Below are 26,102 nucleotides of genomic sequence, written 5' to 3'. Positions count from 1 at the left end.
CGCTTTTCTATTTAACTAAACCTCTTCTCCACAATCCCCATAAATCGCTCTTCGTATTCCTCTTTATGTGGCCAGCCTTTATAGTCTTGTCGCACTTGGTTTTGAATAAAATTATTTGCTTCGTCAAAAGACTCAAACGTATTTATTTGCGAAAGCACGCGTTGATAATCGTCTGCGTTGCCTTCAAACAAATGTTTTATAAATGCAATTCTGTCATTGAGCCCAATATTCAGTCCTTTTTTTAAAGATTCGTTTAATGATTTTGGAGCACTGGGATCTTCATTTAAATGGTTTGTTTTTTTAGGAACGGAAGCTTCTTTCACAGCCTCTCTATTTTCTAGGTTTTCTGAAATCACAGGCGGATCAACATTTTTTTTCTCATCAGCCTTTCGTTCAAAAGTGGGCATTTCTTGATAATTTGATGCAAATTCTTCAAGGTCATTCTTAATGTATTTTTTCTTCGGAAGTATCTCTTCCAGCATCTCGTCCACTCTGTCCGAATTTGGCGGCATTTGAGCAACGAGGTCTTTTATTTGTTCCATTAATGGCTCTACAAGATCTTCATTGTGTTCAGATTTTGGCAATTGCTCTGGCTCTTTAAACCAATTTTCTTCTCTATAACTTTTTGAATCCATGGCACTTTGCGAAGTAATGTTCGAACCACCGCCAAGTTGCGATTCTAAATATGCCAAAACGGTCAACTTTTCATGAAGCAATGTTACTGCGTTTTTCACTTTTGAAGTATCAAAACTACCATTGGTATCCAATAATTTTTTCGCTATTTCTTTGATCTCTAATAAGAGTGTATCTTTCATTTTTCAATTCAATTTTAGGTGTATTTCATAACTTTTTTACAATATGCTATACGCTCCATTTTGTTTTTATAAATTTACGGAATCACAACGGAACACGAAAAATTAAAACCAATTAGTCTAGCACATGTTTTTAGAAAACACAGTTAACCAAAAAGAACAATTCGGTTGGATTGAGGTAATCTGTGGTTCTATGTTTTCTGGAAAGACAGAGGAATTGTTGCGCCGACTAAAACGCGCAAAATTTGCCCGTCAAAAAGTGGAGATTTTTAAACCGTCAGTAGATACTCGTTATGACGAAGAGGAAGTAATTTCGCACGATAAAAACAAAATTAGATCTACACCGGTTCCTGCGGCGGCAAACATTCCAATACTTGCAGATGGCTGCGACGTAGTTGGGATTGACGAAGCCCAATTTTTTGATGATGAAATCGTAAAAGTTTGTAACGACCTCGCCAATAGAGGCGTTCGGGTTATCGTCGCTGGACTTGATATGGATTTTAAAGGCAATCCTTTTGGCCCAATGCCCGCATTAATGGCGACGGCAGAATATGTTACAAAAGTACACGCAGTATGCCCACGCACAGGCAATTTAGCAAATTACAGTTTTAGAAAATCAACAAGCGACGACCTTGTACTTTTAGGCGAAACAGAGGAATACGAACCCTTAAGCAGAGCCGCATTTTACAAAGCAATGTTGCGCGAAAAAATACGTAAAATGGATGTTAAAGATGCCACTGCGGTTAATGCGCAAGCTTCGATAAAAAAAAGTGACACCCAATAATCACGCTATAGTACGTGCTACTTAAAAATGCAAAAAACTACCGAAACTACACTAGAAATTAACCTCGACGCACTCGGTCACAACTACCAGTATTTACGGTCAAAGTTAAAAAAGGACACAAAATTGTTGGCTGTAGTAAAAGCGTTTGGCTATGGTAGCGACTCGGTTACGGTGGCTCAAGAGTTGGCGGTTCTTGGTGCAGATTACTTTGCCGTGGCATATTCTGGGGAGGGTGAACAATTGCGGGATGCAGGGGTTGAAACGCCTATTTTGGCGTTGCACCCGTTACCCACAAATTTTAAAAACATCGTGCATCGTTGCCTTGAACCAAGTATTTATTCTATGAAAATGCTTAGGGAGTTTGTGGCTTTCGCCGAAACGGAACAACAACAAAACTACCCCATCCATTTAAAATTCAACACCGGATTAAATCGGCTAGGATTTATAGGTTCTGAAATTTCTGAAATATTGAATATTTTGGAAGATACAAATAGTGTTAAGGTGCTTTCAATTTTTTCACATTTGGCAGCGAGTGAAGATGAAGAAGAACGACAGTTTACGGAAAAACAATTAAAATCATTTTCTGAAATTTCAGAAGAATTATTAAAAAGATTGACCTACAAACCGCTGTTGCATACTTTAAACACCTCGGGCGTTTTGAACTTTCCAGAGGCGCAGTATGATATGGTACGATGCGGTATTGGGTTGTACGGTTTTGGAAACTCGGTTTCCGAAAATAAAAATCTGAAGCCCGTCGCAACCTTGAAAACGGTGATTTCTCAAATCCATCAATTGGCTCCCGGGGACACTTTGGGCTACAACAGAGCTTTTAAAGTAGAAACGCCAAAAACAACAGCAACTTTGCCCATAGGTCACGCAGACGGGATTTCAAGAGCCTACGGAAATGGTGTGGGCTGGGTGACGATTAATGGTCAAAAAGCACCAATACAAGGTAATGTTTGTATGGATATGATTATGGTGGATGTCACCGGTATTGCTTGTGAAGAAGGCGATGAGGTTATTGTTTTTGGCAACACCTCAACCGCCGAAAATTTATCAAATGCAGTTCATTCTATTCCTTACGAACTTTTAACGGCCATATCTCAAAGGATAAAAAGAGTTGTTTGTCGAAAATAATAGCAACACTTTTCATAATATATTAACGGATTTAAATTTTGTTTATCTTAGTCAATGTATAACCAATAAAAACAACGTACAATGTTAAAAGAATTTAAGAATTTTATAATGACAGGTAATGTCATTGATCTGGCCGTAGCAGTAATACTTGCAGGAGCTGTAGGACTTGTAATCAACGGTTTTGTAAGTGATATAATGATGCCATTTGTGGGGCATTTTGCAGGAGGATCTAATTTCCAAGATTTGTTTTATGCAATGGATGGTCAACAGTATGCAACGCTTGAAGCAGCAAATGAAGGAGGTGGAGCCGTTATTGCTTATGGAAAATGGATCAATGCTATTATCAACTTAATCACGGTAGGATTTGTATTATTTATTATTGTTAAAGCCTACAATAAAACAAAAACGCCTCCAGGACCAGCAGCACCAAAAGGGCCGAGTGACAATGACCTTCTTAAAGAAATAAGAGACGCATTGAAAAAATAATTTTCGCAACGTTTTGATTATGGAATCAAAATAGACCGCTACACTACAATTAACTAAACCACCCGTCGTTTTTCGATAGGGTGGTTCTTTTTTACCCAACAGAGATTATCTTTGCAAATAATTAGTGTAGTTTTAAATACGCAAACAAGAAAACAATGAAAATAGCCATAGTAGGAGCCACTGGAATGGTGGGCACAGTTTTATTAAAAGTGCTGGAAGAGCGCAAATTTCTTATAACAGAATTACTTCCTGTTGCATCAGAACGCTCAGTGGGTCGCGAATTGCTGTTTAATGGGAAACTGCATAAAGTAATAGGACTCCAAGAAGCGGTTGATGCTAAAGCAGACATTGCCATTTTCTCTGCAGGTGGTGAGACGTCTCTTAAATGGGCGCCTAAATTTGCTGCGGCGGGCACAACTGTAATTGATAATTCTTCAGCATGGCGAATGGATCAAGATAAGAAATTGATTGTCCCAGAAATAAATGCACATTTATTGACGAAAAAAGACAAAATCATAGCAAATCCAAATTGCTCTACCATACAATTAGTAATGGTGCTGGCTCCTTTGCATAAAAAATATAAAATGCGTCGTGTGCTGGTTTCAACCTATCAATCTGTTTCGGGAACTGGGGTACATGCCGTTCAGCAACTTGAAAATGAAACAAAAGGTATTAAGGGTGCAATGGCATATCCTTATCCCATTCACCGAAATGCAATCCCACATTGCGATGTTTTTGAAGCGAATGGTTATACAAAAGAAGAAATGAAACTAGCTCGGGAGCCACAGAAAATTTTGGACGATAGAACATTTTCAATTTCGGCAACTGCGGTTAGAATTCCTACTTCGGGAGGGCATAGTGAGTCTGTAAATGTTGAGTTCCATAATGATTTTGATTTAAAGGACGTTCGCAATATATTAAAGGACACACAAGGAATCGTTGTACAGGACAATCCAGCTACAAATACCTATCCAATGCCAATTTATGCGCATGATAAAGATGATGTTTTTGTGGGAAGAATTCGCCGTGATGAAACACAAGAGAACACATTAAATATGTGGATTGTAAGCGATAATTTAAGAAAAGGCGCTGCCACAAACGCTGTTCAAATTGCCGAATATCTTGTAGTTAACAGGCTGGTTTAATTCAATGATTTGTAAGTGATTTATGATACCATCGTCTAGTATATAATAACTTTCAAAAAAACTCTTATGAAAATTTTCCACACGATACTTTATGCAGGCCTTGGACTCATGTTGCTTTCTTTTGGTCTTAACAAGTTCCTTTGGTTCATGCCAGATTTCGATTTTACAGGTTTTCCAGAGGCGGACCATCTTTTTAAATCTTTACGATTTTCGGGACATGAGCCTACGGGTAAAGGGTATATAATGAATATGGTGGGAGGTTCTGAAGTGATTATTGGGCTACTTTTAATTTTAAGAAAATGGATTCCACTTGCGCTAGTAATGCTGGTTCCCATTTCAATTAACATTGTTGCCTTTCATTTGTTTGTCAATTTGCCTAATTTAGGCCCTGCACTTTTGGTTGCAATCGTAAATGGGTATTTGATATATAGAAATTGGAATGCTTATAAGGGCATGTTCAATTAATTTGGCTTTTAACATTTCAGAATACAGAATATCAACTATTTGACTAGTTGTTTATGTGTTTTTTCTTTGTAAATTAGCAACCCTCTTTTGAGGATGTTATTATGATTGAAAAGTTTATAAAAGGTTTGATAAGTATCATAGTGCTTTTTGTTTTCTCCAGCTGTGGTGATGATGACGAAACGTATGTACCCATTATTGACCCACCACCAGTTTCTGAAGTCAATGTTGATTTGCAAAGTGTTCCCTATCCTAAACTTTCGGAATATAACTTTTTTGAGGGGACAATTTCAGAACTCAATGAGAGGTTTGATGTAATTCCTTATGAGCCCATAAGCAGTTTATTTTCAGATTATGCCCACAAAAAAAGATTTTTATGGATGCCCGAAGATGTAAAAGCCAGTTACGTTTCCGATGCAAAAGCACTTAGTTTTCCCGCTGGCGCAGTACTTATCAAAAACTTTTACTACGAAAATGTGCAACCTAGCAATGAAACCAGAATCATGGAGACTCGTTTGATGATAAAGAAAGCTGACGGTTGGATTTTTGCTGAATATATTTGGAACGAAGAACAAACAGATGCTTTTTTAAATGTGAGTGGAGATGGTGAAGATATCCCGATTGAATGGATTGAAAATGGAGTGACTCGAAATCTTATGTACCACATTCCCGCACAAAGCGAATGTTTTACATGCCACAAAGATGAAAACGCGGAGTTTGCAATTTCTCCCATAGGATTAAAACCACAAAGTTTGAACGCGGAATATTCATATGCTGATGGAATAATGAATCAATTGGATAAATTAATTGAAATAGGATATCTTGAGGACAATCTGCCGTTAAATATTAATACCGTTGTAGATTATAATGATACATCGAAGTCGTTAGACTTAAGAGCTCGCTCTTATTTTGATATTAATTGTGCGAGTTGTCACGACGATGGAGGACATTGTAATTACCGAAGGTTTAGGTTTGCTTTTAATTTGACAGAAAATGATGAGGGGAATTTAGGAATATGTGTTGTGCCAGACGACTTGAGTGTTCCCGGATATCAAGAATCTAAATTGGTTGACCCGGGACATCCCGAAAATTCTATGTTATTGTTTAGAATTTCAACAAATCAGGAGCAGTATAGAATGCCTTTGTTGGGGCGTCGGATTGTGCATGAAGAGGGAGTGGCTTTGATTGAAGAGTGGATAGCTTCTCTAGATCAAATTTGCGATTAATGACAGAACAACACTTTTTTAACATAAATTCATCAAATCTCACAATATTCTCATTACTTTGTTTAATTAGTTTTGATACTTTTAAGTTGTAATAGTTAAAATTATAAATGAAAAATAGAATTACTTTTTTTAAAATTATTGCAGGCTTAGTTTTAGCCATTGCATTTGTCTCTTGTAACGATGACGAAGGCGAAACCATGACATCAATAAATATTACTACTCAAGCTGATTCTGGCCAAGTTTTTCAAACTGAAACGATACTCGTTGATGTGTTGGCGAATGATTCAAATGTTCCTGTCAATGGATTATTAAATGTTTCTAATCCTACAGAAGGAAATGTAGTAATTGAAGATAATAAAGTTTCATACACCGCTAATAGCGAATTTGTGGGAGATGAAACATTTCAGTACACTATTTGTGACGAAAATGGAGCAAATTGTAATACCGAAACAGTGACAATAACAGTATTGCCAAAGTCTCAAGTAGTTCTTTACCCCAATCAACCACCTGCCGCAAAGCTTTCAGACTATCAGTTTTTTAAAGGCCCTTTAAAAAATCAAGAACCCGCGTACAGCGTTATTCCTTACGAGCCCATTAGCGCATTGTTTTCAGATTACGCATTAAAAAAACGATTTGTTTGGATGCCCAACGGTCAAAAAGCAACCTATGTCAATGCTGCTGAAATCTTAAACTTTCCCATAGGCGCCGCTTTGATTAAAAATTTTTACTACGAAAATGTTCAACCGGGAAACACTACGTTTATTTTAGAAACAAGAGTAATGATCAAAAAAGATTCAGGTTGGATTTTTGCTGAATATATTTGGAACGAAGATCAAACCGAAGCCTTTTTAAATGAAACAGGTGACGGCGTTTTTAGAGAGATTACTTGGATACAAAACGGAACACCAATTACCCTTAATTATAACATGCCAGCAGAAAGCCAATGCTTTACCTGCCATAAAAAAGATGGTGAGCGTATTTTGCTAGGTTTGGAACCAAAGAGTTTAAATTATGATTATGTGTATGATGACGGTGTCCAAAATCAATTACAAAAATTGATAGATTTTGGATACCTTGAGGATAACCTTCCTACTAACATTGAAACTATGGTTAATTGGGAAGACACTTCACAACCTTTAGAGATAAGAGTAAGGTCTTACCTTGACATGAACTGCGCAAGTTGTCATATTGATGGTGGTCAAGCAAGCTATCGAGGTATTCGATTAGCGTATGGGGATACAACAGACCCTGTTAACTTAGGAATATGTGAAGATCCAGATACCCCTATTCCAGCGCTATTTGATAAAAAAATAATTGAACCAGGAAACGCCGAAGAATCAATATTATATTATAGAATGGCAATTTCACAAGAGCAATATAGAATGCCACAGCAAGGCAGACAAATTGGCCACGAAGAAGCTTTAAGCATGATTGCTGAATGGATCAACACCCTGCCAGGAACATGCGATTAATTATTATTAACCAGAACAAAAAACATGAAAAATAAATTTTTACTTATCGCCTTAACACTCAGCTGCGGCTTAGGAATGGCACAACAAGTAACCTTTACAACACAAACAGTAGCGACACTTAATAATAGCGAGGATCGTGGCTTGGTTGATATGAATGGTGATTTTCTAGATGATATTGTATCTGTTACAAGGGAGAATGTTCAAATTTTTTATCAACAAGCAGACGGAACATTACAAGAGGTGAATATACCCACAACGTTTTCAGACTATCCTGCTTCTTGGAGTATGGCTGCAGGTGATTTTGATGGAAATGGATACAATGACTTACTTTACGGTGGTGGTAGTGGTGTTACTTTTATGAAAGCCAATAATACTGGTACTGGATTTACTGAAATCAGTGGCTCAGAATATGTTTTTTCTCAGCGATCAAACTTTATTGATATAAATAATGATGGTCACCTAGACGCCTATGTGTGTCATGACGTGGAGCCAAGTGTTTATTATATCAACGACGGAAATGGAAACCTACAATACAATCAAGGAGGTTTAGGAGATTATCCTACAGGTGGTCACTATGGTTCTGTATGGGTAGATTATGACAATGACCGTGATATGGATTTATTTATTGCTAAGTGTGGTGGTGAATCAGCCAGAAGAGATAATGAAATGCACCGCAATAACGGAGACGGTACTTTTACCGAAGTAGGTGCTTCGATAAATTTAGAAGATAGCATGCAAACATGGTCATCTGCTTGGGCAGATTATGATAACGATGGAGATTTAGACATTTGGATTGGAGCAAGTACATTAGCAGATGGTTTTCACAGATTGATGCGAAATAATGGCGACGGTACTTTTACTGATGTCATTAACGATTCTGGGCTTCTTGGTTATAATTCTACAGATATTGAGAATGCAACTCACGATTTTAACAATGACGGTTTTGCCGATATTATAGCCGCTGGAAGAATTTTATACGGAAACGGCGACCTTACCTTTACCGTAACTACTGGAGCACCTTTTAGTGCTGCTTATGGGGACATTAACAATGACGGTTTTATTGATGCATTCGGATTTGGAACTTTAAGGATTAATAATGGAAACAGTAACAATTGGCTAAAAATCAACACAATTGGCACAGAAAGTAACTTAAATGGAATTGGTGCGCGTATTGAAATTTCTTCAGCACTTGGAAACCAAATGAGAGATATTCGTAGTGGGGAAGGTTTCGGACAAATGAGTTCTTTAAATGCTCATTTTGGTCTTGGAGAAGACACCACTATTGATACAGTAACTGTGTACTGGCCTTCAGGAATTATAGACGTTCTTAACGATGTGGATGTAAATCAGACTTTAACAATTACAGAAGGGACAACTTTAGGAGTTGATGATAACGCTGTAGCAAACTTAATTTTATATCCTAATCCAGCGATAGATGTTTTAAACATTGGAGACACAAGTCAATTTGAAAGCCCGTTCTATTCGGTATTCGATATGTCTGGAAAACGAGTGATGAATGGTAGCCTAAACGGTCAAAGCCTTGACATTTCGCAATTGGCAGAAGGAGTATATATTCTTAGAGTTGCGGACAGACGTATTAGAAAAAGTCAAAAGTTTTCTAAAAAAAGATAATTTGTATTAATAATAGTTTTAAGCATCGTGCTCTTTATGAGTACGATGCTTTATTTTTTTGCTATCTTTAGTTGGTATAATACTAAACCTATCCAACTATGAATTCAACTTTTACTACAATTTTAAGAACCATTTTAGGGCTCGCGCTTCTTGTTTTTGGAGCAAACAAATTCTACCCATTTATTCCCATTTTTGACATGGCACCGGCGGCAGCTAATTTCATGGACTCTCTTCAAAGTTCAGGGTATGTACTTTCAGTAGTGGCAACACTGGAAATAATAATTGGCCTAATGCTCATCTTTAAAAAGTTTGTGCCATTTGCCTTAATTTTATTGGCACCCATTGCATTAAATATATTATTGTTCCATATTTTTCTTGATGTTTCGGGAATACTCGTAGCCATACTTATTGTTGGAATCAATGCTATTTTAATCTACAAATACTGGAAGTCTTATAGACCGTTATTTCAGTAAAATTTTTGCAGAGAAAAAGAAAGTCCTTTTATACGAGTTTACATATTTGTACGCCCGTTGTAAAAGGATTATTTTTATGCTCTAATACAACGAATTATGAAAAAAATAAGCTTAGTACTAATTGCTCTTATTGCTCTAGTGGCATGCAAAGAAGAACCCGTTAAAAACCGAAAGATCGAAGTGAAATACCCAACCACAAAAAAAGTAGACACGGTTACAAACTATTTTGGGACAGATGTTAAAGACCCTTATCGCTGGCTTGAAGACGACATGAGCGAGGAAACAGCCGATTGGGTAAAAGCAGAAAACAAGGCAACCTACGGCTATTTAGACAATATTCCTTTTAGGGAAGAATTAAAAGAGCGTCTCACAAAATTGTGGAATTATGAAAAAGTAGGTTCGCCATTCATCGAAGGTGATTACACCTATTTTTATAAAAACAACGGGCTTCAAAATCAATATGTGATTTACCGTTATAAAAATGATGAGGATGTAAGCAAAGCTGAAATTTTCCTTGACCCCAATACATTTAAAGAAGATGGAACGATCTCTTTGGGCGGTCTTAATTTTAGTGACAACGGAAAAATGGCGGCCTACAGCATTAGCGAAGGCGGAAGCGATTGGCGAAAAGTACTAGTAATGAATGCCGAAACAAAAGAGATTGTTGAGGACACATTGATTGATGTAAAATTTAGTGGTATTTCTTGGAAAGGCAACGAAGGGTTCTTTTATTCAAGCTACGATAAACCTAAGGGAAGTGAGCTTTCAGCAAAAACAGATCAGCACAAACTTTATTATCATAAACTAGGAACCGCACAAAAGAGTGACGAGTTGATTTACGGTGGAACACCCGAGCAAAAACATAGATACGTTGGCGGTGGCACCACTGAGGACAATAACTATTTAGTGGTGACAGCAAGTGTTTCTACCTCCGGAAATAAGCTTTTCATTAAAGACCTTACAAAACCAAACAGCAAATTTGTAACCATATTAGACCACACAGACAGTGATACGTATGTGATGGACAATAAAGGCTCTCAATTATTTTTGGTGACAAACTTAGACGCACCTAACAAAAAGGTAGTTAAGGTTGATGCGGATAACCCAACCCCAAACAACTGGAAAGATGTAATCCCAGAAACAGAAAATGTATTGAACGCTGGCTCCGGTGGAGGTGCCATTTTTGCAAATTATATGGTGGATGCAGTGAGCAAAGTAATGCAATATGATTTTGACGGCACATTGGTAAGAGAGATCAATTTACCGGGAATAGGTTCTGTTGGAGGATTTGGCGCTAAAAAAGAGGATACCGAATTGTATTACTCCTTTACAAACTATGTAACTCCTGGAAGTATCTATAAATACGATATTGCTAGCGGGAAAAGCACATTGTATGTAAAGCCAGATATTGACTTTAACCCAGAAGACTATGAAAGCAAACAAATTTTTTATACTTCAAAGGATGGGACAAAAGTCCCTATGATTATTACCCACAAAAAAGGACTTGAATTAAATGGAAAAAATCCAACCATACTTTACGGATATGGCGGATTTAATATAAGCCTTACTCCTAGTTTTAGTATTGCAAACGTTGTGTGGATGGAGCAAGGAGGTATTTACGCTGTGGCTAATCTTCGCGGTGGTGGAGAATACGGAAAGAAATGGCACAATGCAGGAATAAAACAAAAAAAGCAAAATGTTTTTGACGACTTTATAGCAGCGGCAGAATATCTAATCGCTGAAAATTATACGTCAACAGATTACCTCGCTATTCGTGGAGGCTCAAATGGAGGTTTGCTTGTTGGAGCAACTATGACGCAGCGACCAGATTTAATGAAAGTAGCATTGCCCGCAGTAGGTGTTCTAGATATGTTGCGCTACCACACATTTACGGCAGGAGCAGGTTGGGCGTATGACTACGGAACGGCTGACGACAGTAAAGAAATGTTTGAGTATTTGAAAGGATATTCTCCAGTTCACAATGTAAAAGCAGGAACAGAATATCCAGCAACTCTAATAACTACAGGTGATCACGATGATAGAGTAGTGCCAGCACACAGTTTTAAATTTGCAGCTGAACTACAAGAAAAACAAACTGGCGATAATCCAGTTTTGATACGAATTGAAACTGATGCCGGTCACGGCGCAGGAACTCCTGTGAGCAAAACAATTGATCAATACGCAGACATATTTGGATTCACCCTATACAATATGGGGTTTGATGTTTTGCCAAAAACAATGGCTGACGGAATTAAAAAATAGATATTAAAATAAAAATTGTACATTAAATGTCCTCTATCAAAGGGGACATTTTTTATAAAACAGCATGCTTAAAGTCAAAATAAATTCCTTTGCATATCCTAATAATCCTGAAAAAGTGATTCTGGAAAACCTCTCTTTTTCAGTTAACAAAGGTGAACATCTTGTGCTTCTCGGTGAGAGCGGCTGTGGAAAATCAACATTGTTACACCTCATTTACGGACTTGAAAAAATGGAGGCTTCGGAAATTTCTTGGAATGGAAATACGTTATTGGGACCTACATTTTCTTTGATACCCGGCGAGCCATTTATTAAATTGGTTTCGCAGCAATTTGACTTAATGCCATTCATTTCAGTAGCCGAAAATATTGCTTCCCATCTCAACCGAAAAGATAAAGAAAGCGACAATAATCGAGTTGACGAGTTGCTCAGCGTTGTTGAATTAAGCGACTTTAAGAACACAAAAGCACAATATCTTAGCGGAGGGCAAAAACAACGAGTAGCCATCGCAAAAGCGCTCACAAAAGAACCTGAAGTGTTATTGCTCGATGAGCCTTTTAGCAGCATTGATAGCTTTCTTAAAAATAAATTGAGCCGCAAGGTTTTTGCCTATCTCAAAGAAAAAAAAATAACGTGCATTACGGCAACGCACGACAGCGAAGAAGCATTATCATTTGCGGATACAATTTTAATTTTAAAGGACGGCAAAAAGGAAATCTTCGGAAATCCAACAGAGATTTATAATTCGGTTTGCAATGAATATGTCGCGGGGTTTTTTGGGGATGTTTCGGTCGTTGACCGAAATTTATTTTCCGAAAACTCAAAGAATAAAACAGAAATACTGCTACCGCACCAACTTAAAATTTCAGAAGATAAAACAAAACTCGAAGTAGAAGTTACAGGTTTTGAGTTTAAAGGAAGTCACTATTTGATACTTTCTAAAATTCAAGATTCAATAATTTACTTTCATCATCCATTTGCCATAGAAAGGGGAAAACAGGTTTATTTAAAAAGAGTTTAATGGATTTATTAATAATTAGATTGTTGCTTGATTTTGGGATGGTAGTTCTTATCTGGATGGTGCAACTTATAGTTTATCCCAGTTTTCAATTTTATGATTCGCAACAGTTGGAGCGGTGGCATAAAAAATATACCATTCGCTTAGCAATTATTGTCATACCTCTTATGCTGGGGCAATTAGTAATATCAATCACTCAGCTTTTTAAAGAGATACATTTTAATAGCATTCTATACGCCGCTGCGATTTTATTTTTATGGGGAATTACATTCCTCATTTTTGTGCCTTTACATCATAAAATAGGGAATGGTAAAGCAACAGGTAAAATTTTAAAGAAATTAGAAAATTATAATTGGATTAGAACTATCATTTGGTCTTTAGTTTTTTTAGGGTCATTTTATGAAATGGTGTTCAATTAAATTTTCTTGGGATCAATCCCAATTTTAAATTTTTACTACCATTTTTCCTTCATTTTCCCCTTCAAACAATCCCATAAAAGCATTAGGAATATTGTCAAAACCTTCTTTGACCGTTTCGCTATAGGTAAGCTTTCCTTCTTGTAGCCATCTTCCTAATTGTTTGGTTGTTTCTTCAAACTGATCTTGAAAATCACTAACAATAAATCCTTGCATTTTTACACTTTTTTTGACTAATATAGTCTCGTGCCTGGGCCCAGTTGGAGTTTCGGTCTTATTGTATAAAGATATAGCACCACAATTAATAACTCGCCCGTAGCGGTTTATATTTGCCAATGCCGCGTCGAGTATTTCTCCACCCACGTTGTCGAAATAAACGTCCACACCGTTTGGGCATGCTTCTTTAATAGCGGTTTTCATATCTTTTGTGGTTTTGTAATTGATGCCTTTATTAAAACCAAATTTGCCTTTCATTAAGTCTACCTTGGTATTAGACCCAGCAATTCCCACTACGTTACAACCTTTAATTTTGCCTATCTGCCCAACAACACTACCAACAGCACCAGAAGCTCCCGAAACTAATAATGTTTCACCTTTTTTTAAATCCCCTATGTTTGTCAATCCTACATAAGCTGTAATTCCTGTCAAGCCGAGCACGCCTAAATATGCGCTCAATGGAGCTAATTCTTCATCTACTTTTTGAAGTCCTTTTCCAGAATGGCTTTGCTGTAGTTTCCACGGAAGCATTGCATGGATATAATCGCCTTTTTTAAAGTCGGAGTTTTTTTGACTCTTTCACTTTGGCGATAACACTACTTTCAATGGGTTCACCAATTTTAAATGATTCTATGTATGATTTTTCATCTCTCATCCTTCCTCTTAAATAAGGATCAACGGATATAAATTTAGATTCTAAAAGCACTTCCCCGTCGCGTAGTGTAGACAATTGAACATCATAGATTTGTTCGATTTCAAAATTTTCTTTTGTTGGAGTTCCTTCAGGACGGCTTTTTAAGTTGATTTGTTTATTCATAACTTTAATTTTTTAAATTCTAACTATTTTTTAAGGTACTCGATGAATAGCAGGTAATCAAATTTCCGAAGTGATTTTCTGAAAAGATTAACGCTCAAAGCTCTCGTTTAAGAGTATTTTTAATAATTGGAACTAATATTTAACTTATGAACTGGGAATATTTTACTAAAGATTTAGATTTGGCAACCATTTTTTCTGTGATAGCAGGGACGGTATTCATCTATTTAGCCATCATAATTTACACGCGTATTTTCGGGCTGAAGAGCTTTAGTAAAATGACAGGTTTTGATTTTATAAACACGATTGCCATTGGTAATATTTTTGCTATGAGCATTGGAACGGGAAGCCCTAAATTATTGATGGGAGCAGTTATAATAGGATTACTATATTTAATGAACCATTTGATTTCCGTCATTCAATTTAAGAGCAATAAAGTCCAAGGCATCCTTGACAACTCTCCTTTGCTTTTAATGAAGGACGGGAAAATTATAACGGAAAATCTAGAAAAATCTAAAGTCACCAAAGACGAACTCAGAGGCAAATTACGAGAAGCAAATGTTTTGAGATTAAGTCAAGTAAGAGCCGTAATACTAGAAACGACGGGTGATGTAAGCGTATTACACAGCGAGGATGAAACAAAAATAGAAGATTTTCTATTGGAGGATGTTACTTAATACTGGTCACTGTATATTGTTTTCCATTAAAAGAAAAAGTGTCTCCTTTCTTCTTTCCTGAAATGAGCTGCCCAATAGGAGCTTGCAATGCCACACACAAATATTGTGTTTTACTAACCGTGACCGCCCCGATAGAAATACTCATAAAAAATGTAGCATGGTTTGTATAAACAAGACTCCCCAACCTAGCATAATCTGAAGTTTTTACAATATCAATACGAGGAAGTAGCACTTGCAAAAGTTCAATTTCCTTTAATTGTTTTCCTGCGTTTTCTCTGTCAATATGCAACATGGCACGACCCGTTTCATGCTTGTCGCCCGCGCTACTTTTTGACTCATCTTCGAGAGATTCCTCAATATCCGCGATTGTTTGTTGCACTTTTTCATAACGCGATGCAACCACATTTTTGCAGGCAGACAAGAGAGATTCTTTGAGTTCGAGTACAGTCATTGAAGATGGTTTAAAGTGTCAAAATTACATCAAATAGTGGTAGCTTGTACAGCGAGTGTAGCTAATTTTTTGCCAACAGAACTTCCAATGGCAACACCCATTCCGCCCAAGCGAACACCACAAAATATGCTTGGCAAAACTTGTTTTATAACCGGTTGTTTTTGAGCGCCAACGCCCATAATGCCACTCCAGCGTTGGTCAATTTCAAAGGCGGTATTTGGCAATATTGTTTCTCGTAATATAGATTCTAATTTGTTTTGAACAATTGGAGTCAAGCCCATTTTATTCGTTTCCTCATTTTCAAAATCCAAGTTTCTACCACCTCCAAAAAGAATTCGATTATCAATATTCCTAAAATAATAATAGCCTTCTTCCAGATGAAATGTACCTTCAATTTTCAGGTTTTCAATAGGTTTTGTAATCAATACCTGCGCCCGCGCGGGTTGTACATCTTCTTTTAAAAATTGTTTTGCAAATCCGTTGGTGGCTATACAAACATTTTTAGGATAAATCTCTTCGGAAATTTTAAGGGTGAGTGTTATTGTATTGTTTTCACTTTTGAGTGACGAAATCTCTGCGCTGTTGAGAATTAGAATGCCTTCTTCGGAAGCCTTTTTTAGCAATCCTTGCATCATTTTTCCAGTATCGATTTGTCCTTCAAACTTGTTGAAAATTACTTTTGGGTTGACTTTCTCAAAACCGAAATGATTTTCTTTAACAGAAAATACATCTGAATTAAATATTGGGAAAAGTATTTTGTTTACATAATCGAGTTTAGACACACAGTTTTCAAATAGCGATATTTCTGTTTCCGAGAAAAGCTCGTAGCCTCCCAATTCTTGATAATCGAGTGCGGTATCACCAAGTGTTTTTCTTAATAATTTTAGTCCTGCTAAACGTTCTTTTACGAGTTGGACAACTTCGTCTTCAGAATGGGTTTTTAGGTCGGATAAAATTTCAGAAAGACTACCGAAACATGCAAAACCCGCATTTTTTGTACTCGCTCCACTGGGTAACATTCCTCTTTCAAAGACAACAATTTTTGTTTTTGGTCTTAATTTCCGAAGTTCTAAGGCACAATTGAGCCCAACGATTCCGCTTCCAATAACGGCGTAATCGATGTTTTCTAACCACGTTTTACGTTCCCAATAACTAAGTTCCATGTGTTTAATATTTCCGAAGTAAACAAGATAAAATAAAAAATCCGAAGCTTTAGAAAACTTCGGATTCTTTATAATATTCATTTAGGTTATTCTTCCTCAACAGGGTCATCCATGTGCCAAGTGTCCATAAATGCGGTGGTGTAATTACCAGCAACATAATCTGGGTGGTCCATCAATTGCCTGTGAAAAGGAATGGTGGTTTTGATGCCTTCGATGACAAATTCGTCAAGTGCGCGTTTCATTTTGTTGATAGCTTCTTCGCGAGTTTGTGCAGTCGTAATCAATTTTGCAATCATCGAGTCATAGTTTGGCGGAATAGAATATCCAGCATACACATGTGTGTCCAATCTCACTCCGTGTCCTCCGGGTGCGTGCAAAACAGTGATTTTTCCTGGAGATGGTCTAAAACCATTATAAGGATCTTCAGCATTGATACGGCACTCAATAGAATGTAAGTTGGGCAAGTAGTTTTTTCCTGAAATAGGAATTCCGGCCGCTACCATAATTTGCTCACGGATTAAGTCAAAATCTATCACCTGTTCTGTAATTGGATGCTCCACTTGAATACGAGTATTCATTTCCATAAAATAGAAGTCGCGATTTTTATCCACAAGAAATTCAACGGTTCCAGCACCTTCGTATTTGATATATTCAGCCGCTTTTACAGCCGCTGTTCCCATCGCATCTCGCAATTCATCGGTCATAAAAGGACTGGGGGTTTCTTCGGTCAATTTTTGGTGACGGCGTTGAATAGAACAATCTCGCTCACTGAGGTGACAAGCTCTTCCTGTGCTATCTCCAACAATCTGAATTTCGATATGGCGTGGCTCTTCGATGAGTTTTTCCATATACATATCATCATTTCCAAAAGCAGCTCTACTTTCTTGACGCGCAGAATCCCACGCATCTTCAAGGTGCTCTTCCTTCCAAACAGCACGCATCCCTTTTCCACCACCACCGGCACTTGCTTTAAGCATAACGGGGTAGCCAGTTTCTTTAGCTACTTTTAAACACGTTTTAAAATCTGGAATTACGCCTTCGCTTCCTGGAACACAAGGAACTCCAGCTTGAATCATGGTTGATTTTGCCATGGCTTTATCGCCCATTTTTTCAATCATTTCTGGTGAAGCTCCAATAAATTTAATGTTGTGCTCCTCACAAATTCTTGAAAACTTAGCATTTTCACTAAGAAAACCATAGCCAGGGTGGATGGCATCGGCATTTGTTATTTCCGCGGCAGCGATAATGTTTGACATTTTCAAGTAGCTCTCGCTACTGGGTGCAGGCCCAATACACACTGCTTCATCTGCAAACTTTACGTGCAAACTTTCGGCATCGGCTTTTGAGTAAACGGCGACACTTTTAATCCCCATTTCTCTGCAGGTTCTAATCACACGTAGTGCAATTTCACCTCTATTTGCAATCAATATTTTTTTAAACATACTTTTCTTTTAATTAAAAAATTCAAATCCCAAATCCAAAAAAAGTGATTGAGGTTTTAGAAAATTATGGTTCATTAATTATGATGGGTCAACCAAAAATAATGGTTGGTCGAACTCAACTGGAGAAGCATCGTCCACTAAGATTTTTACAATCTTACCAGAAACTTCGCTTTCAATCTCGTTGAATAATTTCATTGCTTCTATGACACAAAGAACGTCGCCTTGACCTACTGTGCTTCCAACTTCAACAAACATGGGTTTGTCTGGCGATGGCTTGCGATAAAATGTTCCAATGATTGGAGATTTAACAGTAATATATTTTGAGTCTTCATTTACGCTTTCGGCTGGTGGAGCTGCAGCAGGAGCTGCGGCTGCCGGAGCAGCTTGTTGTGGCATGGATGGCATTTGCTGGATGTAAGTAGTCTCGCCTTTTTCTTCTCCAGTTTTAATGGTAATCTTGATATCTTCCATTTCAAGCTTTACCTCGCTAGCACCTGACTTAGCGACAAACTTTATCAAATTTTGAATGTCCTTTAATTCCATATTTTCGGTTTTATATTATCTTATTTTGGTCTTCTATTATTTTTTAGCATCGTATGCCCATTTTACATAAACGGCTCCCCATGTAAAGCCCCCTCCAAAGGAAGCGAACACAAGATTGTCCCCTTTTTTTAATCGGCTTTCATAATCGTACAAACACAATGGCAAAGTTGCCGAAGTAGTATTTCCGTATTTATGAATATTGATCATTACTTTTTCATCATCCAGATTCATGCGCCTAGATGTGGCGTCAATGATTCTTTTATTTGCTTGATGCGGTACGAGCCATTGAATATCATCTCCAGTTAAATTATTACGCTCCATTATTTTTGCTGAAACGTCTGCCATATTAGAAACGGCAAATTTAAAGACAGTTTTTCCGTCTTGGTATACATAATGACGTTTTTCAGAAACAGATTCTATGGAAGAAGGAATTAAAGAACCTCCGGCATCAATTTTTAGGCTTTGACGCCCAATACCGTCAGATTTTAAAATTTCATCTTGAACTCCATATCCGTCTGTATTGGGTTCAAACAAAACCGCTCCCGCTCCATCACCAAAAATAATACATGTTGTGCGATCTGTATAATCAATGATAGACGACATTTTATCGGCACCAATTAATAATACTTTTTTATATTTCCCAGATTCTATATAGCGAGCAGCTGTTGACATTCCAAAAAGGAAACTGGAACAAGCAGCTTGTAAGTCATAAGAAAAGGCGTTTACTGCGCCAATTTCTGTAGCGACGTAAACGCCTGTTGCCGCAACGGGCATGTCTGGTGTGGCTGTCGCCATAATCACCATATCTATATCTTCTGGATTAATATTGTTTTTTTCAAAAAGATTCTTCGCGGCTTCGATAGCCAAAAAGGAGGTTCCTTTGTCTTTATCTTTAAGAATATGACGTTCTTTAATTCCTGTTCGTGAGGTAATCCATTCATCATTGGTATCCACCATCGTTTCCAAAATCTTGTTTGTCAAAACATAATCTGGAACGTAGCCTCCTACAGCTGTAATTGCAGCAGTGATTGTACTCATAGAATTTTTTTAAATTCAGCAATAAAGAAGCAAAACGCTTCTAAAAGCGTGGAAAAGTACTGAATTTTAATGAAAAAAAGTCAATATTTAACCTTTTTTGAGATTTGTGAGAAAATTCGGAAAATAAAAAAACTCTCGCAGTACTGCGAGAGTTTTTTTACATTTTAAAATGTAAATTAAGCTTCTACTTCTTCAACAGCATCAATTACTATCTGTCCACGGTAGTACAATTTACCTTCATGCCAGTGTGCTCTGTGGTATAGGTGAGACTCTCCCGTCGTTGGGTCTGTCGCTACCTGTGGTGCAGTTGCTTTGTAATGTGTTCTTCTTTTATCTCTTCTAGTTTTGGAGATTTTTCTTTTAGGATGTGCCATTACGGATCTTTATTTATCGTTTAATAATTTTTTTAATGAATCCCATCGAGGATCTGTTCCTTCGCGAGTTTCTGTATCTTCTTTTTGAGCTTTTGGGCTCAATTCTTCAAGTTTGTCTAGAATATCACTTTTTAAAGTACCATCTTCTATTCCTGGGTGAATCCTTCTGGTTGGAAGGTTAAGGATGATAGATTCGTACACGAACTGTTGGATGTTGACTTCGTAACTTCCGTGAGGAATTATTAAAAGGTCTTCATTTTCATCGTTAAATTCATCACCAAATTTCACTATAAAATGGTAATTGCCTTGAATTGGCTGTTGGAAAGGTTCGTTGGTCACATCGCAATGTACACCTACGTTTCCTTTAAAATCCAACGTAAATTCTAACAACGTTGTTTTTTTGTTTAAAAACACATCTAGTTTAATATCTGCATCAATAAACTCGTCATATTCAAAATGCTCAAAGAACTTGTTTGTAACTATAAAATCAAAATGGTGTTCCCCAAGCTTCAACCCTATAAAAGGGATTGTATATTCTTTCAAATCTCTCATTGCCACACCTTATTGTAATTTTCGCCTTACGAGTAAAGCGGGTGCAAAGATAAAAAAATAATTGGTATGCAAATTATTTTATCAATTCTTTTTTACATACCCTCTTTGCTTGGAAATTTTCATAGGGTTTTGAGTTATTTTCTTGTATTCTTTTCGTTTTTTAAAGATTTCGATTCCGCTAAATACTGCTGCTCTAAACGAACTGAAATCGGCTATGTTTTTTCCCGCAATATCAAAAGCAGTCCCATGGTCTGGAGACGTTCGTACTTTATCTAACCCTGCTGTGTAGTTTACTCCAGAGCCAAAAGCTAGTGTTTTAAAAGGGATTAGACCTTGGTCGTGATAGGAGGCAATAATTACATCAAAATTTTTGTAATTACCAGAACCAAAAAAACTATCGGCTGCATAAGGCCCAAAAATGGTTTTGCCGTTATTTCTCAAATTGTCAAGAGTTGGCCTTAAAACGATGTCGTCTTCATTACCAATAACACCATTATCTCCTGTGTGAGGATTGATTCCTAGAACGCCAATGCTTGGTTTTTCAATACCAAAATCCTGAATTAGTGATTTGTGAATTGTATTTATTTTCTTCTCGATAAGTTCTCTTGTAATAGCTGTTGAAATATCTTTCAATGCCACATGGTCAGTTAATAACCCCACCCTTAAAGTTTCAGAAATCATCAACATCAAGCTATCTCCTTCTAATTCTTGATTTAAATAATCTGTATGCCCCGGGAATTTAAAAGTTTCACTTTGAATGCTCGATTTGTTGATAGGGGCAGTTACGAGAATGTCTATAAGGTTTACTTTTAAAGCTGAAACGGCACTCGTCAAAGATTTAATGGCGTACTCACCCGCTTGAGAATCTTCTTTTCCGAAGTTAATATCAACCGGTTCCTTCCATACATTGAGCACGTTTATTTTCTTCGGAATTATTTTATCTAGGCTATCGATACCATGAAAATTAATGTCCATTTCATAATGCTTCTTAAAGAAGGACATCAATTTTACTGAAGCAAAAATTACGGGTGTACAAAATTCGAGCATACGAACATCGTCAAATGTTTTCAGTATAATTTCGCTCCCTATACCATTTAAATCCCCAATCGAAATACCTACAATAATTTTATCCTGTTTACTCATAATGCTTCTAGCCCTTTATCGTTATTTTTGTAGAACAAATGTAACCAAAATCAACGCATGTTTACAGGAATTATTGAATCCATCGGAAAAATTAAATCTCTTAAAAAAGAAGCTGAAAATCTTCATATTGAAGTAAGTAGTCAACTTGCCGCAGAACTAAAAATTGACCAAAGCATCTCACACAATGGAGTTTGTCTAACAGTTGTTGAGGTGAATAATGAGAGTTACGTAATTACGGCAATAAAGGAAACTCTCGACAAATCGAACATTGGGCTTTTAAAGGTTGGTGATTCTGTAAATCTTGAGCGTGCGATGAAAATTGACGATAGGTTAGATGGTCATATTGTACAAGGACATGTGGATCAAACAGGAACTTGTAAAACAATCGAATCGCAAAACGGAAGTTGGTTATTTACTTTTGAATATAATGCTTCCTTAAATAATGTGACCATAGAAAAGGGATCAATAACAATCAATGGTGTTAGCTTAACGGTCGTAAACTCGCAAAAAAACGCATTTAGTGTTGCCATTATTCCTTATACGTATGAGCATACAAACTTCAACACTTTTGAAATAGGTACGGTCATCAATTTAGAATTTGATGTAATAGGTAAATATGTAAAGAGGATTACTGAGGGATACTTGTAGCACGATACTTTTTGTAGGCCACATATGCGCCATAGATAATTCCTAAGGCAAGTAAGATTACAATATTTGTATCAATTGGTAATTCTGGAAGCGTTGGTCCACGACCAGGTGCTGGCGGAGCTGAGCCCGCAGAGGGGCCTTGCGCTAACATAGGTAAGGCTGTTATAAAACAGAGTCCTGGGGACAGTATTGAAACGATTTGGGGTCGCATATAGGGGGCTAAAGTACTATTTTTTTTAATGTTTTAAAATGAAAACAATTATTTTTCATTTTTTTATTAACAGAAACCTGTAATAAACATCGGCAAGATACAATAAAATTCGATAAAACACGTAAATGTTTAATTTTTAATGCTTACCGCTATTATAACGGTAAAATTAAAGGATGCGTATGCGGTGTGTAGTTTAAAATCTTTCAAAAAAAAAGACCTTAGTAATTAAACTAAAGTCTTTGTTTTCTGTGGTCCCACATGGGCTCGAACCATGGACCCCCTGATTATGAGTCAGGTGCTCTAACCAGCTGAGCTATAGGACCGGCATTCTGGGTGCAAATGTAATCGGTTTTAAAATTATTGCAAACTATTTTCTTCGTTATTTATTTCTTGGCACAGTTCCACAAGTACGCCGTTTGACGACTTTGGGTGTAAAAAAGCCACTAACTTGTTGTCTGCTCCTTTTTTAGGGGTTTCATTTAAGACCACAAAACCCTCGTTCTTTAGTCTATTAATTTCTGAAATTATATCATCAACGGCAAATGCAATGTGATGTACACCTTCGCCTTTTTTGGCAATATATTTTGCAATCGGACTGTCTTCAGTCGTGGCCTCAAGAAGCTCGATTTTGCTTTCACCACATTTAAAAAAGGATGTCATTACGCCTTCGGTGGGGACACCTTCGGTTTTATAATGTTTGTAACCTAAAAGCTTTGAATATATTTCGTTTGCTGCTTTTAGGTCTTTTACCGCAATGCCAATGTGTTCTATTTTGTTCATATATTTGAAATTTCCGAAGTCATTATAGTTAATAAAACGCTCCATCAAATCGTAAAAATATAAAATCGCTAACACTCCGTTAGCACACTAATACCTTTTATTGTATTACTTTTACAGCATGATAGAAAGTAATAGACAAAAAAAAATTGCCGGAGTGCTCCAAGAGGACTTGGCAAATGTGTTGCAAAATAGATTGCGAGAGGCAGGACAGAGTGGTATTTTAATATCGGTAAGTAAGGTGAGCGTAACGACAGATTTGTCCATCGCAAAGGTATATGTGAGTATTTTTCCTTCTAAAAATGCTTCGGAAATTACGGCTGAATTAAACAAAATTAAACCACAGATAAAACACGAAATCGCCCAATTGACAAAAAACCAATTGCGCCGTATGCCCGAACTTACTTTTTATAATGACGACTCTTTAGATTATATAGAAAAGATTGAAGATGCCGTTAAAGGAGAAGAAAACCCTATTTCAAATCCAGATTTATTACCTAAAAGAAGGAAGTCGTAATTTGAATTTTTCGCTGTACATCGCTAAGCGGTATCTCTTTTCACTGAGCAGCAACAATGCCATAAATATTATTACCATTATCGCTGCAACGGGAGTTGTAGTGGGGTCGTTGGCGCTTTTTATTGTGCTTTCTGGGTTTTCGGGACTGAAAGATTTTAGCCTTCAATTCACAAATATTTTTGACAGTGATTTAAAAATGTTTCCTTCAGAAGGCAAAACAATTTCTTTTACCGAAGCACAAAAAGAACAATTAAAAGGCATTGCTGAAATCGAGGCTTTTTCTGAAATAATCGAAGAGCGAATTTTTATTCAGTTTAAGGGGAAGAATGATATCGCTTATATAAAAGGAGTGGACACTAATTATGTACGGGTAAATCCTGTGGATAGTATTATCATTTCGGAGGAATGGCTTTCGCCCAATCTTAATGAAGTTGTAATTGGGTATGGTACTTCAAACAAATTAGCGCTCGGCGCTCGTGACTATGTCAATTTATTAGAAATTTTTGTCCCGAAACCAGGAACAGGGCAAATAAACACACTTGACCCATCACAGGATTTTTCTAAGGAGCAAGTTGTAGTTTCAGGAATTTATTTTGTAAACGAAGAACTAAATAGCAAATATGTATTTAGCGATATTGATTTTGCGAGACGCTTATTAAGTTTAGATAGTACTAAAGTTTCTTCTTTGGAAATGAAGTTGGTTGCAAAAGCAAATGAAGAGCAAGTACGTGAAAAGCTGACGGCTATTTTTGGAGAAAACGTTGAAATTAAAAATCGCATTCAGCAAAATGACGCATTGTACAAAATGCTCAATACCGAAAATGTTGCGGTGTATCTTATTTGTACGCTTGTTATGATAATTGCGCTCTTTAATGTAATAGGTTCAGTCATTATGATGATACTTGACAAGCGTAAAAACATTAAAACACTCTTTAACATGGGAGTGACGTTAAAAAACATTCGAAAAATATTCTTTTTGCAGGGAGCATTGATGACCGTTTTAGGCGGATTGTTAGGAATCATTTTAGGAGTTATTGTTGTGTGGCTCCAATTGCAATTTGAGTTTATCCACATTACCCCAACATTACCCTATCCTGTAAAATTAAAGGCAATAAATATTTTTATTGTTTTTGCAACAATTTCAATTTTAGGACTGCTTGCCGCTAGGATTGCTGCTAGTAGGGTGAGAGGGAGTTTGTTGGAATAATATTATTTAACGACTAAATTCAAAATCGCCAAATGCTTCCAGCACTTCATCAAATGCTGCAAAAACATCTGTGCTATCGTCGCTTGTTACCATTTTCATGCGGTGTTCTTTAAAATGCGGGATGCCTTTAAAATAATTAGTATAGTGACGGCGTGTTTCAAAAACACCAAGGGTTTCTCCTTTCCAATCGATTGCCATTTCTAAGTGGCGTCTTGCAGCATCTACACGCTCTTGCATTGTGGGCGGTTCGCAATGGGTTCCAGTTTTAAAAAAGTGCTTTACTTCTTTGAAAAACCAAGGATAGCCTATACTAGCGCGACCTATCATTGCACCGTCCAATCCGAATTTATCTCGCATCAACATCGCTTTTTCTGGTGTGTCCACGTCTCCATTACCAAATACGGGGATGTGCATGCGCGAGTTATTTTTTACTTCGGCAATGGGATGCCAATTTGCTTCTCCCTTATACATCTGGGCGCGCGTTCTTCCATGGATTGAAATTGCTTTACAGCCCACGTCTTGCAAGCGTTCAGCTACCTCAACGATTTTAATGGAGTCATCATCCCAGCCCAATCGAGTTTTTACTGTAATAGGTAATTTTGTATGTTTTACCATGGCTTTGGTCAATGAAACCATCAAGTCGATGTCTTTCAAAATCCCTGCACCGGCACCTTTGCTCACAACTTTTTTTACGGGACAGCCAAAGTTAATATCAATAATATCTGGCCCACTTGCTTCAACAATTTCGACACTTCTTAACATTGATTCTAGGATCGCTCCAAAAATTTGAATACCTACTGGACGTTCCTTTTCATAAATGTCCAACTTCATGACGCTTTTCGCTGCATCTCTAATCAAACCTTCGCTTGAAATAAACTCGGTATACACCACGTCAGCCCCTTGCTCCTTGCACAATGCACGAAACGGCGGATCACTTACGTCCTCCATGGGCGCAAGTAATAAAGGGAATTCCCCAACATCTATGTCTCCTATTTTTGCCATATATA

General features: G+C 37.1%; 30 protein-coding genes and 1 tRNA gene. 16 read left to right on the top strand and 15 right to left on the bottom strand.

What is annotated here, in order from left to right; all coding sequences use genetic code 11:
• Nucleotides 1-11: 11 nt before the first annotated feature.
• Nucleotides 12-815, bottom strand: coding sequence for a hypothetical protein (locus tag ACSHW7_RS03040; protein ID WP_435677837.1), 804 nt, complete (start codon nucleotides 813-815; stop codon nucleotides 12-14).
• Between the two features lie 124 nt (nucleotides 816-939).
• Here ACSHW7_RS03040 and ACSHW7_RS03035 point away from each other — a divergent pair, with 124 nt between their 5' ends.
• The 12 genes from ACSHW7_RS03035 to ACSHW7_RS02980 all read left to right on the top strand — a co-directional run bounded on the left by ACSHW7_RS03035 (nucleotide 940) and on the right by ACSHW7_RS02980 (nucleotide 13,325).
• Nucleotides 940-1,596, top strand: coding sequence for a thymidine kinase (locus ACSHW7_RS03035; RefSeq protein ID WP_435677836.1), 657 nt, complete (start codon nucleotides 940-942; stop codon nucleotides 1,594-1,596).
• Nucleotides 1,597-1,623: 27 nt separating this feature from the next.
• Nucleotides 1,624-2,733: an alanine racemase gene (alr, locus tag ACSHW7_RS03030; protein WP_435677835.1), complete on the top strand. Its 1,110-nt coding sequence runs from the start codon at nucleotides 1,624-1,626 to the stop codon at nucleotides 2,731-2,733.
• A gap of 81 nt (nucleotides 2,734-2,814) precedes the next feature.
• The gene (gene mscL / locus ACSHW7_RS03025) at nucleotides 2,815-3,219 is read left to right on the top strand and encodes a large conductance mechanosensitive channel protein MscL (protein WP_435677834.1); all 405 of its coding nucleotides are present in this window, start codon (nucleotides 2,815-2,817) and stop codon (nucleotides 3,217-3,219) included.
• A 155-nt stretch (nucleotides 3,220-3,374) separates the two neighbouring features.
• Complete coding sequence (locus ACSHW7_RS03020) at nucleotides 3,375-4,364, top strand: aspartate-semialdehyde dehydrogenase (protein ID WP_435677833.1); 990 nt, start codon at nucleotides 3,375-3,377, stop codon at nucleotides 4,362-4,364.
• Between the two features lie 66 nt (nucleotides 4,365-4,430).
• On the top strand, nucleotides 4,431-4,829 hold the full coding sequence (locus ACSHW7_RS03015) for a DoxX family membrane protein (protein ID WP_435677832.1): 399 nt from the start codon (nucleotides 4,431-4,433) through the stop codon (nucleotides 4,827-4,829).
• A 125-nt stretch (nucleotides 4,830-4,954) separates the two neighbouring features.
• A complete protein-coding gene (locus ACSHW7_RS03010) occupies nucleotides 4,955-6,052 on the top strand; it encodes a hypothetical protein (RefSeq protein WP_435677831.1) in 1,098 nt (365 codons plus the stop codon).
• A gap of 107 nt (nucleotides 6,053-6,159) precedes the next feature.
• Entirely contained in the window at nucleotides 6,160-7,524 is a 1,365-nt protein-coding gene (locus ACSHW7_RS03005; protein ID WP_435677830.1) for an Ig-like domain-containing protein, read from the top strand.
• Between the two features lie 24 nt (nucleotides 7,525-7,548).
• On the top strand, nucleotides 7,549-9,156 hold the full coding sequence (locus ACSHW7_RS03000) for an FG-GAP-like repeat-containing protein (RefSeq protein WP_435677829.1): 1,608 nt from the start codon (nucleotides 7,549-7,551) through the stop codon (nucleotides 9,154-9,156).
• A gap of 98 nt (nucleotides 9,157-9,254) precedes the next feature.
• Nucleotides 9,255-9,629, top strand: coding sequence for a DoxX protein (locus ACSHW7_RS02995; RefSeq protein WP_435677828.1), 375 nt, complete (start codon nucleotides 9,255-9,257; stop codon nucleotides 9,627-9,629).
• A gap of 96 nt (nucleotides 9,630-9,725) precedes the next feature.
• The gene (locus tag ACSHW7_RS02990) at nucleotides 9,726-11,891 is read left to right on the top strand and encodes a prolyl oligopeptidase family serine peptidase (protein WP_435677827.1); all 2,166 of its coding nucleotides are present in this window, start codon (nucleotides 9,726-9,728) and stop codon (nucleotides 11,889-11,891) included.
• Between the two features lie 64 nt (nucleotides 11,892-11,955).
• Nucleotides 11,956-12,909, top strand: coding sequence for an ABC transporter ATP-binding protein (locus ACSHW7_RS02985; protein WP_435677826.1), 954 nt, complete (start codon nucleotides 11,956-11,958; stop codon nucleotides 12,907-12,909).
• Nucleotides 12,909-13,325, top strand: coding sequence for a hypothetical protein (locus tag ACSHW7_RS02980; protein ID WP_435677825.1), 417 nt, complete (start codon nucleotides 12,909-12,911; stop codon nucleotides 13,323-13,325). The genes ACSHW7_RS02985 and ACSHW7_RS02980 overlap by 1 nt, the downstream gene beginning before the upstream one ends.
• Before the next feature lie 24 nt (nucleotides 13,326-13,349).
• Here the strand turns inward: ACSHW7_RS02980 and ACSHW7_RS02975 are convergent, their stop codons facing one another.
• Nucleotides 13,350-14,069, bottom strand: coding sequence for an NADP-dependent oxidoreductase (locus ACSHW7_RS02975; protein WP_435677824.1), 720 nt, complete (start codon nucleotides 14,067-14,069; stop codon nucleotides 13,350-13,352).
• A gap of 22 nt (nucleotides 14,070-14,091) precedes the next feature.
• Nucleotides 14,092-14,355, bottom strand: a complete 264-nt coding sequence (locus tag ACSHW7_RS02970; RefSeq protein WP_435677823.1) for a hypothetical protein — start codon at nucleotides 14,353-14,355, stop codon at nucleotides 14,092-14,094.
• A 146-nt stretch (nucleotides 14,356-14,501) separates the two neighbouring features.
• On the opposite strand from ACSHW7_RS02970, the gene ACSHW7_RS02965 reads away from it, so the two are divergent.
• Nucleotides 14,502-15,029: a DUF421 domain-containing protein gene (locus ACSHW7_RS02965; protein ID WP_435677822.1), complete on the top strand. Its 528-nt coding sequence runs from the start codon at nucleotides 14,502-14,504 to the stop codon at nucleotides 15,027-15,029.
• Here the strand turns inward: ACSHW7_RS02965 and ACSHW7_RS02960 are convergent.
• From ACSHW7_RS02960 to pdxA, 8 genes are all read right to left on the bottom strand, one after another.
• Nucleotides 15,022-15,480: a 3-oxoacyl-ACP synthase gene (locus tag ACSHW7_RS02960; protein ID WP_435677821.1), complete on the bottom strand. Its 459-nt coding sequence runs from the start codon at nucleotides 15,478-15,480 to the stop codon at nucleotides 15,022-15,024. The two genes, ACSHW7_RS02965 and ACSHW7_RS02960, sit on opposite strands and share 8 nt — an antisense overlap.
• A 29-nt stretch (nucleotides 15,481-15,509) precedes the next feature.
• Nucleotides 15,510-16,643: an NAD(P)/FAD-dependent oxidoreductase gene (locus ACSHW7_RS02955; RefSeq protein ID WP_435678257.1), complete on the bottom strand. Its 1,134-nt coding sequence runs from the start codon at nucleotides 16,641-16,643 to the stop codon at nucleotides 15,510-15,512.
• An 86-nt stretch (nucleotides 16,644-16,729) separates the two neighbouring features.
• Nucleotides 16,730-18,085, bottom strand: coding sequence for an acetyl-CoA carboxylase biotin carboxylase subunit (gene accC, locus ACSHW7_RS02950; RefSeq protein WP_435677820.1), 1,356 nt, complete (start codon nucleotides 18,083-18,085; stop codon nucleotides 16,730-16,732).
• 78 nt (nucleotides 18,086-18,163) lie between these two features.
• Nucleotides 18,164-18,628: an acetyl-CoA carboxylase biotin carboxyl carrier protein gene (gene accB / locus ACSHW7_RS02945; protein WP_435677819.1), complete on the bottom strand. Its 465-nt coding sequence runs from the start codon at nucleotides 18,626-18,628 to the stop codon at nucleotides 18,164-18,166.
• A gap of 36 nt (nucleotides 18,629-18,664) precedes the next feature.
• A complete protein-coding gene (locus tag ACSHW7_RS02940) occupies nucleotides 18,665-19,666 on the bottom strand; it encodes a beta-ketoacyl-ACP synthase III (RefSeq protein WP_435677818.1) in 1,002 nt (333 codons plus the stop codon).
• Between the two features lie 176 nt (nucleotides 19,667-19,842).
• Nucleotides 19,843-20,040 (bottom strand): 50S ribosomal protein L32, encoded by a 198-nt coding sequence (gene rpmF / locus ACSHW7_RS02935; protein WP_151892869.1) that lies wholly within the window; start codon nucleotides 20,038-20,040, stop codon nucleotides 19,843-19,845.
• 9 nt (nucleotides 20,041-20,049) lie between these two features.
• Nucleotides 20,050-20,592: a YceD family protein gene (locus ACSHW7_RS02930; RefSeq protein WP_435677817.1), complete on the bottom strand. Its 543-nt coding sequence runs from the start codon at nucleotides 20,590-20,592 to the stop codon at nucleotides 20,050-20,052.
• 81 nt (nucleotides 20,593-20,673) lie between these two features.
• A complete protein-coding gene (pdxA, locus tag ACSHW7_RS02925) occupies nucleotides 20,674-21,735 on the bottom strand; it encodes a 4-hydroxythreonine-4-phosphate dehydrogenase PdxA (RefSeq protein ID WP_435677816.1) in 1,062 nt (353 codons plus the stop codon).
• 57 nt (nucleotides 21,736-21,792) lie between these two features.
• Between pdxA and ACSHW7_RS02920 the strand changes: the two genes are divergently transcribed.
• Nucleotides 21,793-22,383, top strand: a complete 591-nt coding sequence (locus ACSHW7_RS02920) for a riboflavin synthase (RefSeq protein ID WP_435677815.1) — start codon at nucleotides 21,793-21,795, stop codon at nucleotides 22,381-22,383.
• Here ACSHW7_RS02920 and ACSHW7_RS02915 read toward each other — a convergent pair.
• The 3 genes from ACSHW7_RS02915 to mce form a co-directional block, all read right to left on the bottom strand.
• Entirely contained in the window at nucleotides 22,364-22,594 is a 231-nt protein-coding gene (locus ACSHW7_RS02915; protein WP_435677814.1) for a hypothetical protein, read from the bottom strand. The two genes, ACSHW7_RS02920 and ACSHW7_RS02915, sit on opposite strands and share 20 nt — an antisense overlap.
• A gap of 249 nt (nucleotides 22,595-22,843) precedes the next feature.
• Nucleotides 22,844-22,917, bottom strand: a tRNA-Ile gene (locus ACSHW7_RS02910).
• A 34-nt stretch (nucleotides 22,918-22,951) separates the two neighbouring features.
• Nucleotides 22,952-23,374, bottom strand: a complete 423-nt coding sequence (gene mce, locus ACSHW7_RS02905) for a methylmalonyl-CoA epimerase (protein ID WP_435677813.1) — start codon at nucleotides 23,372-23,374, stop codon at nucleotides 22,952-22,954.
• Nucleotides 23,375-23,492: 118 nt separating this feature from the next.
• Between mce and rbfA the strand changes: the two genes are divergently transcribed.
• Both rbfA and ACSHW7_RS02895 read left to right on the top strand, forming a co-directional pair.
• Nucleotides 23,493-23,888 carry a 30S ribosome-binding factor RbfA gene (gene rbfA, locus ACSHW7_RS02900; RefSeq protein WP_435677812.1) on the top strand — a complete coding sequence of 132 codons (396 nt, stop codon included), beginning with the start codon at nucleotides 23,493-23,495 and terminating at the stop codon, nucleotides 23,886-23,888.
• Nucleotides 23,821-25,095: an ABC transporter permease gene (locus tag ACSHW7_RS02895; protein WP_435677811.1), complete on the top strand. Its 1,275-nt coding sequence runs from the start codon at nucleotides 23,821-23,823 to the stop codon at nucleotides 25,093-25,095. The genes rbfA and ACSHW7_RS02895 overlap by 68 nt, the downstream gene beginning before the upstream one ends.
• Nucleotides 25,096-25,101: 6 nt before the next feature.
• On the opposite strand, the gene dusB is transcribed toward ACSHW7_RS02895, so the two are convergent.
• Nucleotides 25,102-26,097, bottom strand: coding sequence for a tRNA dihydrouridine synthase DusB (gene dusB, locus ACSHW7_RS02890; RefSeq protein ID WP_435677810.1), 996 nt, complete (start codon nucleotides 26,095-26,097; stop codon nucleotides 25,102-25,104).
• Between the last annotated feature and the right edge of the window lie 5 nt (nucleotides 26,098-26,102).

Source organism: Patiriisocius sp. (genome assembly GCF_051252435.1).
In the GTDB taxonomy this organism is placed as follows: domain Bacteria; phylum Bacteroidota; class Bacteroidia; order Flavobacteriales; family Flavobacteriaceae; genus Patiriisocius.
The sequence above is the reverse complement of the archived record's forward strand: the minus strand, read 5'-3'. Positions and strand labels throughout refer to the sequence as shown.

Bases quoted from the DNA above. Each gene is read 5' to 3' on its own strand.
- ACSHW7_RS02985 (WP_435677826.1), top strand. From the start codon at position 11,956: ATGCTTAAAGTCAAAATAAATTCCTTTGCATATCCTAATAATCCTGAA.
- ACSHW7_RS03040 (WP_435677837.1), bottom strand. From the start codon at position 815: ATGAAAGATACACTCTTATTAGAGATCAAAGAAATAGCGAAAAAATTA.
- ACSHW7_RS02965 (WP_435677822.1), top strand. From the start codon at position 14,502: ATGAACTGGGAATATTTTACTAAAGATTTAGATTTGGCAACCATTTTT.
- ACSHW7_RS02975 (WP_435677824.1), bottom strand. From the start codon at position 14,069: ATGCTTCCGTGGAAACTACAGCAAAGCCATTCTGGAAAAGGACTTCAA.
- ACSHW7_RS02970 (WP_435677823.1), bottom strand. From the start codon at position 14,355: ATGAATAAACAAATCAACTTAAAAAGCCGTCCTGAAGGAACTCCAACA.
- rbfA (WP_435677812.1), top strand. From the start codon at position 23,493: ATGATAGAAAGTAATAGACAAAAAAAAATTGCCGGAGTGCTCCAAGAG.
- ACSHW7_RS02980 (WP_435677825.1), top strand. From the start codon at position 12,909: ATGGATTTATTAATAATTAGATTGTTGCTTGATTTTGGGATGGTAGTT.
- ACSHW7_RS03005 (WP_435677830.1), top strand. From the start codon at position 6,160: ATGAAAAATAGAATTACTTTTTTTAAAATTATTGCAGGCTTAGTTTTA.
- mscL (WP_435677834.1), top strand. From the start codon at position 2,815: ATGTTAAAAGAATTTAAGAATTTTATAATGACAGGTAATGTCATTGAT.
- ACSHW7_RS02895 (WP_435677811.1), top strand. From the start codon at position 23,821: ATGCCGTTAAAGGAGAAGAAAACCCTATTTCAAATCCAGATTTATTAC.
- ACSHW7_RS02995 (WP_435677828.1), top strand. From the start codon at position 9,255: ATGAATTCAACTTTTACTACAATTTTAAGAACCATTTTAGGGCTCGCG.
- accC (WP_435677820.1), bottom strand. From the start codon at position 18,085: ATGTTTAAAAAAATATTGATTGCAAATAGAGGTGAAATTGCACTACGT.
- ACSHW7_RS03000 (WP_435677829.1), top strand. From the start codon at position 7,549: ATGAAAAATAAATTTTTACTTATCGCCTTAACACTCAGCTGCGGCTTA.
- ACSHW7_RS03020 (WP_435677833.1), top strand. From the start codon at position 3,375: ATGAAAATAGCCATAGTAGGAGCCACTGGAATGGTGGGCACAGTTTTA.
- ACSHW7_RS02960 (WP_435677821.1), bottom strand. From the start codon at position 15,480: ATGACTGTACTCGAACTCAAAGAATCTCTCTTGTCTGCCTGCAAAAAT.
- pdxA (WP_435677816.1), bottom strand. From the start codon at position 21,735: ATGAGTAAACAGGATAAAATTATTGTAGGTATTTCGATTGGGGATTTA.
- alr (WP_435677835.1), top strand. From the start codon at position 1,624: ATGCAAAAAACTACCGAAACTACACTAGAAATTAACCTCGACGCACTC.
- ACSHW7_RS03015 (WP_435677832.1), top strand. From the start codon at position 4,431: ATGAAAATTTTCCACACGATACTTTATGCAGGCCTTGGACTCATGTTG.
- ACSHW7_RS02990 (WP_435677827.1), top strand. From the start codon at position 9,726: ATGAAAAAAATAAGCTTAGTACTAATTGCTCTTATTGCTCTAGTGGCA.
- mce (WP_435677813.1), bottom strand. From the start codon at position 23,374: ATGAACAAAATAGAACACATTGGCATTGCGGTAAAAGACCTAAAAGCA.
- ACSHW7_RS03035 (WP_435677836.1), top strand. From the start codon at position 940: ATGTTTTTAGAAAACACAGTTAACCAAAAAGAACAATTCGGTTGGATT.
- ACSHW7_RS02940 (WP_435677818.1), bottom strand. From the start codon at position 19,666: ATGAGTACAATCACTGCTGCAATTACAGCTGTAGGAGGCTACGTTCCA.
- accB (WP_435677819.1), bottom strand. From the start codon at position 18,628: ATGGAATTAAAGGACATTCAAAATTTGATAAAGTTTGTCGCTAAGTCA.
- ACSHW7_RS02930 (WP_435677817.1), bottom strand. From the start codon at position 20,592: ATGAGAGATTTGAAAGAATATACAATCCCTTTTATAGGGTTGAAGCTT.
- ACSHW7_RS02955 (WP_435678257.1), bottom strand. From the start codon at position 16,643: ATGGAACTTAGTTATTGGGAACGTAAAACGTGGTTAGAAAACATCGAT.
- ACSHW7_RS02920 (WP_435677815.1), top strand. From the start codon at position 21,793: ATGTTTACAGGAATTATTGAATCCATCGGAAAAATTAAATCTCTTAAA.
- ACSHW7_RS02915 (WP_435677814.1), bottom strand. From the start codon at position 22,594: ATGCGACCCCAAATCGTTTCAATACTGTCCCCAGGACTCTGTTTTATA.
- rpmF (WP_151892869.1), bottom strand. From the start codon at position 20,040: ATGGCACATCCTAAAAGAAAAATCTCCAAAACTAGAAGAGATAAAAGA.
- dusB (WP_435677810.1), bottom strand. From the start codon at position 26,097: ATGGCAAAAATAGGAGACATAGATGTTGGGGAATTCCCTTTATTACTT.